This window comes from Pseudoduganella sp. LjRoot289 (assembly GCF_964252925.1).
Taxonomy (GTDB): Bacteria; Pseudomonadota; Gammaproteobacteria; order Burkholderiales; family Burkholderiaceae_D; genus Rugamonas.
In genome coordinates, this window is sequence record NZ_CAXUPN020000001.1 from 1,923,184 (window position 1) to 1,938,038 (window position 14,855).

Annotated in this window: 11 protein-coding genes; 6 read left to right on the forward strand and 5 right to left on the reverse strand. The window is 67.7% G+C overall.

Going from position 1 to position 14,855, the window contains the following annotated elements; translation table 11 throughout:
- Window positions 1-104 precede the first annotated feature (104 nt).
- Window positions 105-2,192, forward strand: a complete 2,088-nt coding sequence (locus tag ACSQ8Y_RS08270; protein ID WP_436265963.1) for a 3-hydroxyacyl-CoA dehydrogenase NAD-binding domain-containing protein — start codon at window positions 105-107, stop codon at window positions 2,190-2,192.
- A gap of 101 nt (window positions 2,193-2,293) precedes the next feature.
- Here ACSQ8Y_RS08270 and ACSQ8Y_RS08275 read toward each other — a convergent pair whose 3' ends face one another.
- On the reverse strand, window positions 2,294-2,905 hold the full coding sequence (locus ACSQ8Y_RS08275; protein ID WP_436265964.1) for a GNAT family N-acetyltransferase: 612 nt from the start codon (window positions 2,903-2,905) through the stop codon (window positions 2,294-2,296).
- Between the two features lie 75 nt (window positions 2,906-2,980).
- Between ACSQ8Y_RS08275 and ACSQ8Y_RS08280 the strand changes: the two genes are divergently transcribed.
- Complete coding sequence (locus ACSQ8Y_RS08280) at window positions 2,981-3,730, forward strand: substrate-binding periplasmic protein (protein ID WP_436265965.1); 750 nt, start codon at window positions 2,981-2,983, stop codon at window positions 3,728-3,730.
- 131 nt (window positions 3,731-3,861) lie between these two features.
- On the opposite strand, the gene nadB is transcribed toward ACSQ8Y_RS08280, so the two are convergent.
- Window positions 3,862-5,481 (reverse strand): L-aspartate oxidase, encoded by a 1,620-nt coding sequence (gene nadB, locus ACSQ8Y_RS08285; RefSeq protein WP_436265966.1) that lies wholly within the window; start codon window positions 5,479-5,481, stop codon window positions 3,862-3,864.
- A gap of 255 nt (window positions 5,482-5,736) precedes the next feature.
- Here nadB and ACSQ8Y_RS08290 point away from each other — a divergent pair, with 255 nt between their 5' ends.
- From ACSQ8Y_RS08290 to prsR, 3 genes are read left to right on the forward strand one after another with little or no spacing between them, the layout of a single operon-like run.
- The gene (locus tag ACSQ8Y_RS08290; RefSeq protein ID WP_436265967.1) at window positions 5,737-7,104 is read left to right on the forward strand and encodes a TIGR03013 family XrtA/PEP-CTERM system glycosyltransferase; all 1,368 of its coding nucleotides are present in this window, start codon (window positions 5,737-5,739) and stop codon (window positions 7,102-7,104) included.
- Window positions 7,104-9,350: an XrtA/PEP-CTERM system histidine kinase PrsK gene (gene prsK, locus ACSQ8Y_RS08295; RefSeq protein ID WP_436265968.1), complete on the forward strand. Its 2,247-nt coding sequence runs from the start codon at window positions 7,104-7,106 to the stop codon at window positions 9,348-9,350. Before ACSQ8Y_RS08290 ends, prsK begins: the two co-directional genes overlap by 1 nt.
- Window positions 9,351-9,396: 46 nt before the next feature.
- Window positions 9,397-10,746, forward strand: a complete 1,350-nt coding sequence (gene prsR / locus ACSQ8Y_RS08300; RefSeq protein WP_436265969.1) for a PEP-CTERM-box response regulator transcription factor — start codon at window positions 9,397-9,399, stop codon at window positions 10,744-10,746.
- Here the strand turns inward: prsR and ACSQ8Y_RS08305 are convergent.
- The 3 genes from ACSQ8Y_RS08305 to ACSQ8Y_RS08315 are packed head-to-tail and all read right to left on the reverse strand — an operon-like array spanning window position 10,739 to window position 12,505.
- Complete coding sequence (locus ACSQ8Y_RS08305; protein WP_436265970.1) at window positions 10,739-11,518, reverse strand: tetratricopeptide repeat protein; 780 nt, start codon at window positions 11,516-11,518, stop codon at window positions 10,739-10,741. The genes prsR and ACSQ8Y_RS08305 overlap by 8 nt on opposite strands.
- Window positions 11,519-11,531: 13 nt before the next feature.
- Window positions 11,532-11,777, reverse strand: coding sequence for an acyl carrier protein (locus ACSQ8Y_RS08310; RefSeq protein ID WP_436265971.1), 246 nt, complete (start codon window positions 11,775-11,777; stop codon window positions 11,532-11,534).
- Window positions 11,756-12,505 (reverse strand): N-acetyltransferase family protein, encoded by a 750-nt coding sequence (locus ACSQ8Y_RS08315; protein WP_436265972.1) that lies wholly within the window; start codon window positions 12,503-12,505, stop codon window positions 11,756-11,758. Before ACSQ8Y_RS08315 ends, ACSQ8Y_RS08310 begins: the two co-directional genes overlap by 22 nt.
- Before the next feature lie 142 nt (window positions 12,506-12,647).
- Between ACSQ8Y_RS08315 and ACSQ8Y_RS08320 the strand changes: the two genes are divergently transcribed.
- Window positions 12,648-14,726, forward strand: a complete 2,079-nt coding sequence (locus ACSQ8Y_RS08320) for a glycosyltransferase (RefSeq protein WP_436265973.1) — start codon at window positions 12,648-12,650, stop codon at window positions 14,724-14,726.
- The last annotated feature ends 129 nt before the right edge of the window (window positions 14,727-14,855 follow it).

A 14,855-nucleotide genomic window follows, 5' to 3' on the forward strand; every position in this document is an offset into this window, starting at 1 on the left:
TAGGATGGCGGCTAGCCGTTTTCCATAAAATAACACGACCGTTCGTTTTTTTGCGGTATAGTGAGGTTTTACAGCCTGTTCACACTGACAAGAAGGAAGAGACAATGAGTGCCGAATACCAAGTACACGGTTCCGTAGCCGTCATCACGCTGAACAATCCTCCGGTCAATGGCCTGGGACATGCCACCCGTACCGCCGCCGTGCAGGGCATCCAGCAGGCGCTGGCGGACGACGCGGTCAACGCCATCGTCATCACCGGCGCCGGCAAGGCCTTCTCGGGCGGCGCCGACATCAAGGAATTCAACTCGCCCAAGGCGCTGGCCGAACCGAGCTTGCACTCACTGATCCGCACGGTGGAAGAATCGACCAAGCCTGTAGTGGCGGCCATCCACACCGTCTGCATGGGCGGCGGGTTGGAACTGGCGCTGGGGTGCAACTACCGCGTCGCCATGCCGGGCGCGCAGATCGCACTGCCGGAAGTGAAACTGGGCCTGCTGCCCGGCGCCGGCGGCACGCAGCGCCTGCCGCGCGTGCTGGGCCTGGAAATGGCACTGAACATGATCGTCTCCGGCACCCCGGTGGCGTCCGACAAGCTGGCCAAGACCGCGCTGTTCGACGCAGTGTTCGCCGCCGATGCCAATTTGCTGGAATCGGCCATCGCCTTCGCGGGCAAGGTCGCCGACGCGCGTCCGCTGCCGAAAGTGCGCGAGCGCAAGGTCGACTACCCGAACCACGAAGCCTTCCTGCAATTCTCCCGCAACACCGTGAAAGCCATGTCGGGCCCGTTCCCGGCGCCGCTGGAGTGCGTGGAGTGCGTGGCAGCGTCCGTGACCATGAAGTTCGAGGACGGCCTGAAGTTCGAGCGCGATCGTTTCCTCGCGCTGATCCAGACCAGCGAGTCGAAATCGCTGCGCCACGCTTTCTTCAGCGAGCGCCAGGCCAGCAAGGTGCCGGACGTGCCGGCCGACACCCCGACCCGCACCATCAGGAAGGCGGCCGTGATCGGCGCCGGCACCATGGGCGGCGGCATCGCGATGAACTTCGCCAACGCCGGCATCCCGGTCACCATCCTGGAGATGAAGGCCGAGGCGCTGGAAAAAGGCCTGGCCACCATCCGCAAGAACTATGAGAACACGCTGAAGAAGGGCAAGCTGACGCAGGAGAAGTTCGACCAGCGCGTGGCCCTGATCACCGGCACCATGGTGTACGAGGAAATCGGCGATGCCGACATCGTGGTCGAAGCGGTGTTCGAAGACATGGGCGTGAAGGAAATCGTATTCCGCAAGCTGGACGAAGTGATGAAGCCGGGCGCCATCCTGGCGTCGAACACCTCGACCCTGGACGTGGACAAGATCGCCGCCTTCACCAAGCGTCCGCAGGACGTGATCGGCACCCACTTCTTCAGCCCGGCCAACGTGATGAAGCTGCTGGAAATCGTGCGCGGCAAGGCAACCGGCAAGGACGTGCTGGCCACGACCCTGGCGCTGTCGAAGAAACTGAAGAAGACCGGCGTCGTGTCGGGCGTGTGCGACGGCTTCATCGGCAACCGCATGATCGAACAGTACAGCCGCCAGGCCGGCTTCCTGCTGGAGGAAGGCTGCCTGCCGGAGCAGGTGGACAAGGCGGTTGAGAAGTTCGGCTTCGCCATGGGGCCGTTCCGCATGGGCGACCTGGCCGGCAACGACATCGGCTGGTACATCCGCAAGCGCCGTTACGTGGAATCGCCGGAAATCACCTACTCGAAGACGGCCGACCTGCTGTGCGAGATGGGCCGCTACGGCCAGAAGACCGGCGGCGGCTGGTATGACTACAAGGCAGGCGACCGCAAGGCCTATGCCAACGAAGCGGTGAACGCGATGATCGTCCAGCACTCGGCCGACATCGGCGTGGTGCGCCGCAAGATCAGCGACCAGGAAATCATCGAGCGCCTGGTGTATGCGCTGGTAAACGAGGGCGCGCAGATCCTGGAAGAGGGCATAGCGATGCGCGCGTCGGACATCGACATGGTGTATCTGACCGGCTACGGCTTCCCGCTGCATCGCGGCGGTCCGATGTTCTACGCCGACACGGTGGGCTTGCCCAATGTGCTGGGCACCATCGAGCGCCTGGCGCGCGGCCGTCACGGCGAAGCGTGGAAGCCGGCGCCGCTGCTGGTGAAACTGGCGGCTGAAGGCAAGGGCTTCAACGGCTGAGCCTCGTAGGCGGCGGGGCTGGCGGCGGAGATGGCGGCGAGATGGCGAGATATGGGCTGCGCGCTCGGCGCGCCCCGCTCGGCGCGCCCCGCCAACCCGTCCTACGGCTCCATGGTTTGCGCAGCTGCGTAGGGCGGCTTGCTGCCGCAAGGACCTAAGCCGCCTATCTGTTTGCGCATGCGCGCCAGCGGCACGTTCACGCCGCCTGGCAGCGCAATCTCGAATGGTTCGATGACTTCAAAGCCGCTGGCCAGGTAGAGCGGCACGCCGGGCATGGTTGCCGCCAGTTCCAGCGTCCGGAAGCCGGCTGCGGCCGCCTCTTTCTGGCAGTGCTCCATCAGCATGCTTCCCCATCCTTGGCGGGCCGCCGAGGGCGCCACGAAGAAGGCGCGGATGCGGCCGGCTTCCAGCGCCGGGTCGAGCAGGCGGTCCGGGCCGGTCTTGGTGCGGTCGGCGCCGAACAGCGTGGCGCGTTTGCTCCAGCCGCCGCACGCCAGCGCATCCCCATCGCGCTCGATGATGAAATAGCTGCCGTCCTCGATCAGCTGGGTATCGACGCCGAATACGAGTGCCGTCACGGCCTGGGCCTGCTCGGGCGTGTAGAAGCCCGCGCTCAAGGCGACGCCGGACAGCGCGATCAGCGCCTCCATCTGGGGCACGTCGTCCATGCTGGCCGGACGCAGCACGGCGTCTGTCGTTCTGTTTGTCGTCATACGACCATAAAATAGCGCAAATCTTTTGCCAAGTCCACGCCGTTGGGTATCATGTGTCTACCGACAGGAGATGCTGTGCCGACACGTTTGATTCCTCTGCTGCTACTGCTCGCCATGGCGGCTGGCCACGCTTCCGCACGCGATTTGCTGGCGGTGGGCGCGCATTTCGAGCGGGTGTTCGAGCGCCGTGCGGATGGCGAATTCGTCGGTTTGGGACCGGACATTGTGCGCCAGGTTGCGCGCCGCACCAAGGATACCGTGCGGTTCGAGCTGTATCCGTGGGCGAGGGCGCAGGCGATGGTGGCGCAGGGGCTGGCCGACATCCTGGTCGGGCCGTACAAATCGCCCGAGCGGCTGGAGCGCATGTCGTTTTCGCGGTCGGCCTTCTACCGCGACGACATGGTGTTCTACCAGCTGGCCGGCGCCGGCAACACCTGGCAGGGCGACTACGCGGCGCTGGAAGGCAAGCCCATCGTGGCAATGAACGGCTGGGCCTACGGCGTCGGCTTCGACGCGGCGCGCCCGCGCTTGCGCGTCAGCGTGGCGAACAACGTGGAAAACGGCTTGCTGATGCTGACACACAAGCATGTGGCGCTGTTCGCCAGCAACCGGCGCAACACCGAGCCGGTGCTGGCGGCCCTGAAGCTGGGCGGGCAGGTGGAAGCGCTGGCGCAAGTGATCCAGGTGCAGGACGGCTATTTCGCTTTCCCCAAACGCCCGTCCCACGACGCCCTGCGCGCCGGTTTCGACGCCGCCTTCGACGCGATGATAGAGAGCGGCGAGCTGAAACGCCTGGGCCTGCGCCACGACGTCGATGTGCCTTAAGACGAATGTCGCTGCGGGCACGCGGTGGCGGGTTACGCGCGTTGCGCCAAGCCGCCCTGCGGCCCGGCGATTGCGTACCGCGTAGCGGGTTAGACGCAACGCGTCGTAAGCCGCCAGGCAGGCCGGCGGCCTTAGCGCCGGTTCGGCGTCAGGATGCTGGGCAGCGCTTTGGGCAGGGTTTCCGGATAGTCGCGGCTGAAGTGCAGGCCCCGGCTTTCGCGGCGCTGCAGCGCGCTGTTGACGATCAGCCCGGCCACGTCGACCAGGTTGCGCAGCTCGAGCAGATCGCTGGTGATGCGGAAATTGCGATAGTACTCGTCTATCTCCTCTTTCAGCAGGGCGATGCGGTGCTGCGCCCGCTCCAGGCGCTTGGTGGTGCGCACGATGCCGACATAATTCCACATGAAGCGGCGCAGCTCGTCCCAGTTGTGGGCGATCACCACTTCCTCGTCGGCGTCGCTGACGCGGCTCTCATCCCAGTCCGGCAGATAGGGCGTGCCGATCCGTTCCTTGTTTTCGATGTCCTGCGCGCAGGCGCGCCCGATCACCACGCATTCGAGCAGGGAGTTGGAGGCCAGGCGGTTGGCGCCGTGCAGGCCGGTGCAGGCGGTCTCGCCCACGGCGTACAGGCCCGGCATGTCGGTGCGGCCTGCCAGGTCGGTCACCACGCCGCCGCAGGTGTAGTGGGCGGCCGGGACGATGGGGATGGGCTGCCTGGTGATGTCGATGCCCAGTTCCAGGCAGCGCGCGTAAATGGTCGGGAAGTGCTCGATCAGCCAGGCGGCGGGTTTGTGGCTGATGTCCAGGTGCACGTAATCGAGGCCGCGCTTCTTGATTTCGAAGTCGATCGCGCGCGCCACCACGTCGCGCGGCGCCAGCTCGGCGCGTTCGTCGTGCGCCAGCATGAAGCGCTGCCCGGCCGCTGCGCCGGCTTCCGGCGGCAATTTGAGCAGGCCGCCTTCGCCGCGGATCGCTTCGGTGATCAGGAAGGACTTGGCGTATGGGTGGTACAAGCAGGTCGGATGGAACTGGATGAATTCCATATTGGACACCCGGCAACCGGCGCGCCAGGCCATGGCGATGCCGTCGCCGCTGGCGGTGTCCGGGTTGGTGGTATACAGGTAGACCTTGCCGGCACCGCCGGTGCACATCACCGTGTGCTCGGCGGCCACCGTGTGCACTTCGCCGCTGCGCACGTCCTGCACGTACAGGCCGTGGCACTTGGGCTGGCGGTTGATGTGGGTGTGCGGCGTTTTCTGGTCCAGCTTGTCGGACGTGATCAGGTCGATGGCGCAGTGGTGCTCGAACAGGCTGATGTTCGGGTGCGCGCGCACTTTCTGTTCCAGTGTCACTTGCACCGCGTGCCCGGTGGCGTCGGCCGCGTGGATGATGCGTCGCTGGCTGTGGCCGCCTTCCCTGGTCAGGTGGAAGCCGAGTTCGGCGCTGTCGTCGCGCGTGAAGGGCACGCCCTGCTCGATCAGCCATTCGATCGCGGCGCGGCCGTTCTCGACGATGAAGCGGGTGGCGTCCGTGTCGCACAGGCCGCCGCCGGCCACCAGGGTGTCGGCGATGTGCTGTTCGTAGCTGTCGCCCGAGTCGAGCACGGCGGCGATGCCGCCCTGGGCCCAGTTGCTGGCGCCGTCGAGCAGCTCGCGTTTGGAAATAATGGCCACTTTGCGGGTTTCGGCCAGATGCAGAGCCACCGACAGGCCAGCCAGGCCGCTGCCAACTATAGCAACATCAAATTTCATGATTCTCTGTTCACAATGCTGTGTAGGGAAGCAAGACTATAGACGATTTGCGGCTTGCCTGTCGGCCAAGGCTGATTTTTGCGCAAGATGTTGATCTGGCGCTGGTTCGCAGCGCGCTGGGCTTGTGATGCCTCAAGACGGCTGCGCAAAGCTCGCGTCATCATGGCTCGACCACTGCCGGCGCGGTGGCGCGGGCGCCCATCCGGGGCGCGGGAGTGAGCCGTGATCCGAATCTTTAACCATTATGTTCCTCGCATGGCCTTCATTCTGCTGTTGATGGAGCTCATGCTCTTGCTGGCCACGGCCGGCCTTGCTTCGCTGGCCTGGCTGGCCGAGACGCACCGCGTGGCGAGCGCGGGCAACGTCTATCTGACGGCGCTGTTGTTCGCGTTCCTGATCGTGTTAAGCATGAGCACGCTCGGCATGTACCAGCCGGATTTCCGCGTCCACCCCGGCGACGCGCTGCGCGTGACGGTGATGCGCATCCTGCCGGCTTTGCTGCTGGCCTTTTGCCTGCTCAACCTGCTGGCGCGCCTGTTGCCTGGACTCGGGGCGGGCAAGCTGGGCAGCCTGGCCTTCGTGCTGGGCGGCGCCGCGGTGCTGCTGACCAGGCTGTTGCTCTATTCGACGGTGCGCACCGACCGCATGACAGAGCGTCTGATCCTGCTGGGCGACGGCGCGCTGGCGCAGGAATGCATGGAACTGGCCGCCAGCAAGCAGGGCTTCCAGCGCTTCCACGTGGTCGGCTGCGTGGCCGTGGCCGGCGAGCAGCGCTGCGTGCCCGCTGCCCATGTGCTGCCGGCCGGGCCTTCGCTGCTGGAGCTGGCCCGCGAACACGGCGCGTCGGAGGTGGTGGTGTCGCTGGGCGACCGGCGCGGGGGCGCTTATCCGGTGCGGCAGTTGCTCGAATGCGCGCTGGGCGGCGTGCGGGTGGTGGACGCGGCGTCGTTCTTCGAGCGCGAGGCTTGCCAGATCCGCATCGATTCAGTGCAGCCGAGCTATCTGATTTTCGGCGGCGGTTTCGACCAGAGTTTCCTGCGCGCCAGCGTGAAGCGGGCCTTCGACCTGACCGCCAGCGGCGCCATCTGCCTGGCGGCGTTGCCGGTGATGGCGCTGACCGCCCTGCTGATACGGGCCGAGGACGGCGGGCCGGTGTTCTACCAGCAGGAGCGGGTGGGCAAGGACGGCCGCCTGTTCCAGGTGCTGAAATTCCGCAGCATGCGCAGCGACGCCGAGCAGGACGGGCGTCCGGTCTGGGCCGCCGAGGACGATCCCCGCATCACACGGATCGGCCGCTGGATACGCAAGCTGCGCATCGACGAGCTGCCGCAGATGCTCAATGTGTTCCGCGGTGAGATGAGTTTTGTCGGACCGCGCCCGGAACGGGCGTTTTTCGTCGAGCAGCTGGCGCGCGACGTGCCCTACTACGAGGTACGGCACAGCATCAAGCCCGGCATCACCGGGCTGGCGCAGGTGCGCTACCAGTACGGCGCGTCGGTGGACGACGCGGTGCAAAAGCTGCAATACGATTTGTATTATGTGAAAAACAACAGCCTGTTCCTCGATCTGCTGATCTTGATCGATACCGTGCAGGTCGTGCTGTTGGGTAAAGGGAGCCGCTGATGGCTGGCGGGCCGCAGCTGTCCGCGTCCTTTGCCGCCGGCGCCAGCCACGCGCTGCTGGCGCTCGCCTATCTGGGACTGAGCCTGCTGCTGCTGCGCGGCTGGCGGCAGGGCCGGCACGCGACGGCCTTGCTGGTCGCCTGCGGGCTGACCGGGCTGTGGGCGGCGGCAGTTGTAGTGGCCGCCTACGCCGGAAGCGCCGGCCTGCCGGCTGGCGGCGGCCTGCCTGGCGCGCCGGCACCGGTCCGGCCCGACGTCGTCCATGGCGCGCTGGCGCAAGCCGCCGAGGTGCTGGAGGCGGCCCGGACCGTGGGGTGGCTGCTGTTCCTGCTGTCCTTGCTGGGCCGGGCCGGGCAGCGCCGCAACTGGCTGCTGGCCGCGGCCGTGTTTCTGGCCGTCCTGCCCCTGGCGTACGACGAGCTGGCCGGCGCGCTGGAGCAGGGCTTGGCCGTTTATACCACCGAGCCGGCAGGGGCGACGGTGCGGGACGCAGTGCCGGCGGCGGCCGCCGCCGGCACCGATGCGGCGGCCCTGTCCGGTGCCACGGCCGGCCTAAGGACGCCCGACGCCATCCTGCCCATCATCTGCCGCCTGATGCTGGCGGTGGCGGGCTTGCTGCTGCTGGAGCAGCTGTACCGGGGGACTGCGGCGCACGAGCGCTGGGGCGTGAAATACGCCTGCCTGGGCATAGGCGTGCTGTTCGCCTACGATTTCTATCTCTATAGCGACGCGCTGCTGTTCCGCCGCATGAACCCGGACCTGTGGGCCGCGCGCGGCCTGGTGGGCGCGCTGGGGGCGCCTTTGCTGGCGATCGCGGCGGCGCGCAAGCCGCGCTGGACGCTGGGACTGGCGCTGTCGCGCCAGATGCTGTTCCGCTCGGCGGCCCTGATGGGCAGCGCGCTCTATCTGCTGGCCATGGCCGGCAGCGCCTGGTACTTGCGCAGTTTCGGCGGCGACTGGGGGCCGCTGATGCAGGCCGTCTGGCTGGCGGGCGCGGCCATCGTGCTGGCCGGAGTGCTGTTCTCGGGCGCCGTGCGGGCCTACGCCAAGGTATTCATCAGCAAGCACTTCTACCAGTCCCGCTTCGACTACCGCGACGAGTGGCAGCGCTTCACGCGCACGCTGTCGCTGGAAGGGCCGGACCTGGGCCTGCGGGCGGTGCAGGCGCTGGCCGCGCTGGTGGAGAGCCCGGCCGGGGCGTTGTGGCTGCGGCGCGACGGCGACGGCGGCAGCCGCTGCGTGCCGGCCGCCAGCTGGAACCTGGCGCCGCAGCATGGCACCGCCAGTGCCGAGTTCTGCCTGTTCATGGAGGACAGGCAATGGGTGCTGGACGTGCCGGAATGTCTGGCGCGGCCCGAACGCTACGCGGGGCTGGAGCTGCCGCTGTGGCTGCACGGCGTGCCGCAGCTGTGGCTGGTGGTGCCGCTGGTGCTGCAGGGCCGCCTGTACGGCCTGGTGGCGCTGACCCAGCCCCGCACGCCCCTGGAGCTGGACTGGGAAGTGCGCGACCTGTTGAAGATCGCGGGCAGCCAGGCCGCCAGCTACCTGGCGCACCAGGAGTCGTCCGACGCGCTGGCTGTGGCGCGCCAGTTCGAGTCGCTGAACCGCATGTCGGCATTCATCGTGCACGACTTGAAGAACCTGGTGTCGCAACTGTCGCTGCTGCTGTCCAATGCCGAGCGCCACAAGGGCAACCCCGAATTCCAGCGGGACATGCTGGAGACACTGGCCCACTCGGTGCGCAAGATGACGCTGCTGCTGCAGAAGTTGAGCCGTGGGGAGGCGCCGGAACGCAAGCTGCCCTTGCCGCTGGCGCAAGTGCTGGAGCAGGCGGTGCAGGCGCGCGCGGCCGCCCGGCCGCGGCCGCAGCTGGAGGTACGCGATAACAGCTTGCTGGTATTGGCCGACTGGCACCGCCTGGAGCGGGTGCTGGGCCACTTGATCCTGAACGCGGTCGAGGCCACGCCGCCGGACGGCAAGGTGGCGTTGCTGCTGCGCCGCGAAGGCGACAGCGCGGTGGTCGAGTTGTCCGACACCGGCGCGGGCATGAGCGAACAGTTCATCCGCGAACGGCTGTTCAAGCCATTCGACACCACCAAGACGGCCGGCATGGGCATAGGGGTGTTCGAAAGCCGCGAGTACCTGGGCGCGATCGGCGGCAGGCTGGAGGTTGCCAGCGAGCGCGGCGTCGGCACCACTTTCCGCGTCACGCTGCCGCTGCATGCTGCGGCAGCGGCGGCGGCCTGATTGCGAAAATCGAACGAGACGAACTAGAAACCGAACGGAGGAAGGGATGCCGAAGAAGAAGCTGCTGGTGGTGGAGGACGACCCCGGCTTGCAGAAGCAATTGCGCTGGGGGCTGGACGAGTACGAGGTCGTGGTGGCCGAGCGGCGCGAACAGGCGCTGGCGCAGTTGCGCCGCCACCAGCCCGCCGTGGTGACCATGGACCTGGGCCTGCCGCCGGACCCGGACGGCGCCACCGAGGGACTGGCGCTGTTGCGCGACATCATCACCAACGCGCCGGACACCAAGGTGATCGTCCTGTCGGGCAACCAGGACCGCAGCAATGTGCTCAAGGCGGTGGGCATGGGCGCTTATGATTTCCAGCAGAAGCCGCTCGACGCCGACCTGCTGCGGCTGGTGATCCAGCGTGCCTTCTTCCTGCACGGCGTGCAGCAGGACAACCGCCGCATGCTGCAGATCGAGGCCGATTCGCCGCTGGCCGGCATCATCAGCCGCGACCCGGGCATGTTGAAGATGTGCCGCAGCGTGGAAAAGGTGGCGCCGTCGTCGGCCAGCGTGATGCTGCTGGGCGACTCGGGCAGCGGCAAGGAGCTGGTGGCGCGCGGCCTGCACCGGCTCAGCGCGCGGCGTGAGCGGCGCTTTGTCGCCATCAACTGCGCGGCCATCCCCGAGCACCTGCTGGAGAGCGAGTTGTTCGGCTATGAAAAGGGGGCGTTCACCGGCGCCGTGCGCCAGACGCTGGGCAAGATCGAACTGGCCCACGGCGGCACCTTCTTCCTGGACGAGATCGGCGACATGGCGACCGGGCTGCAGGGCAAGCTGTTGCGCTTTCTGCAGGAGCGGGTGATCGAGCGGGTGGGCGGGCGCAGCGAGATCGCGGTGGACGTGCGGGTGGTGTGCGCCACGCACCGCAACCTGAAGGCGCTGGCCGAGGAGGGACGGTTCCGCGAGGATTTGTTCTACCGCCTGAGCGAGATCGTGCTGGCGATACCGCCGCTGCGCGAGCGGGTCGGCGACAGGGTGCTGCTGGCGCAGCATTTCAAGAACCGCTTCTGCGTCAGCGAACGCCGTTCGGCGCTGCACTTCCGCCCGGAGGCGCTGGCCGCGATCGACGCCTACACGTGGCCGGGCAATGTGCGGGAGATGGAGAACTGCATCAAGCGCGCCGTCATCATGGCCGAGGGGTCGCAGATCACGCTGGAGGACCTGGGCCTGCCGGAGGTGGAGTCGCAGGCGCCGGAGAATATCGACTTGCGCCAGGCGCGCGACGCGGCCGAGTACCGGGTGATGATCAAGGCGCTGGCGCGGGTGGACGGGAATATCCTGCGCGCGGCTGAACTGCTGGGCGTAAGCCGGCCCACCCTATATGACTTGATGAGCCATCACGGTATCAAGTAGGCCGGTTCCCGGGCAATGCGTCCGTGGCGGCGGCGGGTTCCGGCTTCTTCTCTTCCTCCGCCTGGCCTTCGTCCGGCTTGCTTTCCTCCTGCTTGACTTCTTCCGGTTTTTCCTGCGTCTTGTGTTCCACCTTCTTCTCCTGCCACTTGCCGGCTTCGGTCAGCTTGTTGCGCAGGCCGGGCAAGGGAAAACCCAGGCCGTAGGCGCGCTGGGCCGACGCCAGCGCGTTGCCGTAGTCCTTCTTCTTCATATACAGCAGACCGAGGTTGTAGTGGTTGGTGGCATTGTCCGGCTCCAGCTGCACCGCCGCGTCCAGGTGTTCGCGCGCGTCATCGAGCTTGTTTTGCGCCAGCTGGTAGCCGGCCAGGATGGAATGGACCTTGGCATCCTTGGGGCGGTATTGCAGGGCGCGCTGGAAATAGCAGTCCACGCTGTATTTCGCGCCTTGCGGCTGGGGCGACTTCTCGCGCAGCGCCAGCTTGGCCAGGGAACTGAGCGCGCGGGGATGGTTGGGATAGTGCTCCAGCGTGTAGGACAAGTCGCCGCCGACGTAGCCGGTCTTGCCGCGCTGCAGGCGCTCGACCTCGGGTGTGAAGTGGTAGCTTTCCACCACGGTCAGGTTGCGGCGGTCGTCGCCGTTGTTGTAGTCGCCGCCGACCACGCCCTTGACATAGGGAGGACAGTCGGCGCGGGCCGCGGCGGCCACCAGCATGAGCAGGGTGATGGCGGAGACCAGCAGGATGGCGGTGTTGGGCTTGATCGGCTTTTTCATCGGGGCCGCCTTCTCAATCGGCAAGCTTGCGCTGGACGAAGGCCGCCAGGCTCCCCAGGGTCTCGAAATGGCGGGCGCTGATCTCGTCGTCTTCGACCTGGATGTGGAACTGGCTTTCGATGGCGGCGATCACGCTGGCCACGCTCATCGAGTCCAGTTCGGGCAAGGCGCCCAGCAGCGGCGTGGCGGGATCCATCGGCAGCGCGGGCAGCGCCAGCGTGGTGCGCAGGATGTCGTTCAACTCGTCGAGACAGGACATGGGGACTCCGGATTGGCGCCGCCTTGCAGGGTGCTGGTGTCGAACAGCAGTTCCGGATAGGCGGCGGGGTTGCGGGAAAAGTGAATATAGGGCGCTTGCGTGGCGGCGGTCCATTGCCAGCGGCCGCAGCTCAGGAAGACTGCCGAACCCAGCGTGACGGCGCCCAGCCGGGCGTGGGCGGCGCGCGAGCCCGGGTTGTAAGCCGAGATGCGGCTGCAGGTCCAGCGCACGCCGCGCTGGCGCATCAGCAGGTGGGCATCGCTCCACAGGCGGCGGAAGGCGGGGCCGAGGCGGTAGGCCGGCGCCACGTAGACGTCGAAGTCCCACAGCGAGTCGGCACTGGCCAGGCGATAGCGCGCGCGCACCTCGTCTTCCTGGTAGGCGTTGGGCAGGAACCACAGGAAGGCGGCCAGTTCGGCGCCGTGCCACGCTTGCAGCGTTTGCGCGCCCTGGGCGAAACGCTGGGCGATCACGGCGCGCGGCCGGGGATGGTTGAGCGGAATGTCGCGCCCGTCGCTGGCCAGGCGCACCGACAGGCCGGCGCCGCGCTGGGGCACGAGCTGCCGGCCCTGCTGCCGGCTGGCCGGCGCATGGGTCGGCTGCGCCACGAAATAGTATTTGCGCAGGCGCCAGCCCTTGCGCTGCAGCAGGCTGTCCAGGCTGTAGCAAAGCGTGTCGAGCAGGCCGAGCTGGGCAATGGAGCGGCGGAGGCGGTCTAGTGGGTTCATTTGTTCATTTGACCCCGTCGGCCGGACCCTGACTTTGAGGCGGCGCAAGCTGTGGTTTGAGCAAGGTCAAGAAGCGACAGCCGCAGGCTCCGTAGACTGGCTTGCATCACTGGACTGGATCATCGATCCGAGGAGAAGCGCCTTGCTCACCGTATTCATGGCAACCCGCAATGGCGCCGCAACCCTGCCGCGCGTGCTCGACGCCTATTGCGCGCTGGCCGCGCCTGCCCAGGGCTGGCGCATGATCGCGGTCGACAATGGCAGCACCGACGCCACGCGCGCCGTCCTGGCCGGCTATGCCCGGCGCTTGCCGCTGACCTGTTTGTACGAGGCGCAGCCGGGCAAGAACGTGGCGCTGAACCGCGCCCTGGCCGAGGCGCTGGCCGTAGCAGGGGACGGCCTGTTCGTCTTTACCGACGACGACGCCACGCCGGCCCCGGATTGGCTGCTGCGCCTGCAGCAGGCGGCGGACGCCCAGCCGGGCTACGCCGTGTTCGGCGGCAGCATCGTGGCCGACTGGGCGGCGCCGCCGCCGGAATGGGTGCTGAGGCTGGTACCGCTGGGCATGACGTTCGGCATCACCTCGCCCAGTCTGCCGGAAGGACCGGTGTTTCCCGGCCTGGTATGGGGTGCCAATATGGCGGTGCGGCGCGCCGTGTTCGAGGCCGGCTACCGTTTCGACGAGAGCGTGGGCCCGAACGGCGGCGCCTATGCCATGGGCAGTGAAATCCAGCTCACGCGGCGTTTGTGCGAGGCCGGCTATTTGCCCTGGTTCTGTCCGGCGGCCAGGGTGGCGCACCACGTCCGCGCGCATCAGACGGAGGCCGGCGAAATCCTGCGGCGGGCCTGGCGTTTCGGGCGCGGAAAGTTCCGGCAGGATAAGAAGGGACCGTATCCCTATTTGTTGCGGGTGCCGCGCTGGATGTGGAAGCGGCTGGCGCTGGAGGGGCTGGGGCTGGCGAAGGCGCTGCTGGGCGGGGACCGCGACGCCCAGTTCCTGCGCCGGTGGGAACTGGCGTATCTGCGCGGCTATATCCACGAGGCCTGGCATGGGCCGCGCAGCGCCGGCCGGCGCGTGCTGATCACCGGCTATTCGGGCGCCCTGGGCGGCATGGAGATGCGGCTGGCGCAGGAGGCGCGCTTTCTGAACGCCGCCGGCTGCGACACCGAGCTGGCGCTGCACCGCTTCCCCGGCAGCGACGCCTGGCGGCGCACCCTGCACGGGGAGCACATCGCCGCCTCGGTGCTGAGCATGCCGCTGTTTTTCGAGGAGTGGCGCTGGCACCGCTGCAACAAGCTGCGCGCGCAGTTGTGGACCGGACTGGCGCTGCGCCGCTACCGGGCCGACCTGGTGCACGTGGCGTTCTGCTGGACCGGTTACGGCGCGTCGGCCCTGTGGCTGGCGCAGCGCTGCGGCCTGCCGACCGTGGTCAGCGTCCACAATGCCTTCCCGCCGGCCGAATACAGTCCGTGGCACCGGACGCTGCTGGATCAGGCGTTCAGCGCGGTGCGCGGCATTTATGCGGTGTCCGAGTCGGCGCTGCAGCACTTCATGGCGCTGTACCACCCTTACGTCCGCCCGGAAACGCGGCTGGCGGTGATACCGAACGGCGTGGACACGCGCCGCTTCCGGCCGTCGCCGGCCTTGCGCGCCGAGGCGCGGCGCACCTGGGCGATACCGCCCGGCAGCCTGGTGCTGGGTTCGGTGGCCCGGCTGGCACAGCAAAAGCGACCGCTGGCCGCGCTGGCGCTGCTGGCCGCGCTGCGCCTGGAGTTTCCGCAGCTCTACCTGGTACTGGTGGGCGAGGGGCCGCTGGAGGCGGCGCTGCGGCAACAGGCGGCCGAGCTGGGGGTGGACGCCTACGTGGTGTTCACCGGTTTCCAGTCCGACGTCGAGCGCCAGTTGCCTGGCATGGACGTGCACATACTGCTGAGCCGCAACGAGGGCTTCGGCATCGCCACCATCGAAGCCATGGCTTGCGGCGTGCCGGTGGTGGGCACCGACGTGCCGGGCACGGCCGACGTGCTGCGCGGCAGCGCCGGCGGCCTGCTGGCGCCGCTGGACGACCCGGATGCGCTGGCCGGCTCGGTGGCGGCGCTGCTGCGCGACCCCGAGCGCCGCGCACGCATGGGCATGGCCGGGCGGCACGAGGTGGAGCGGCGTTACAGCCAGGAGCAAGTGGCCGAGATGGTGCAGGATTTCTACCGCGGCCTGCTATGACGCCCGCTGTGTACCAGCCGATGGGCTGTGGCGGCCGGGCCGCGGACGGAGCGTCTTTGGCCGGCGTGGCCGGAGGGCTGCCGGACTCGCGCGGCTGCGCTGGCCCGACCCGGCCCGCAGCGGGCAATC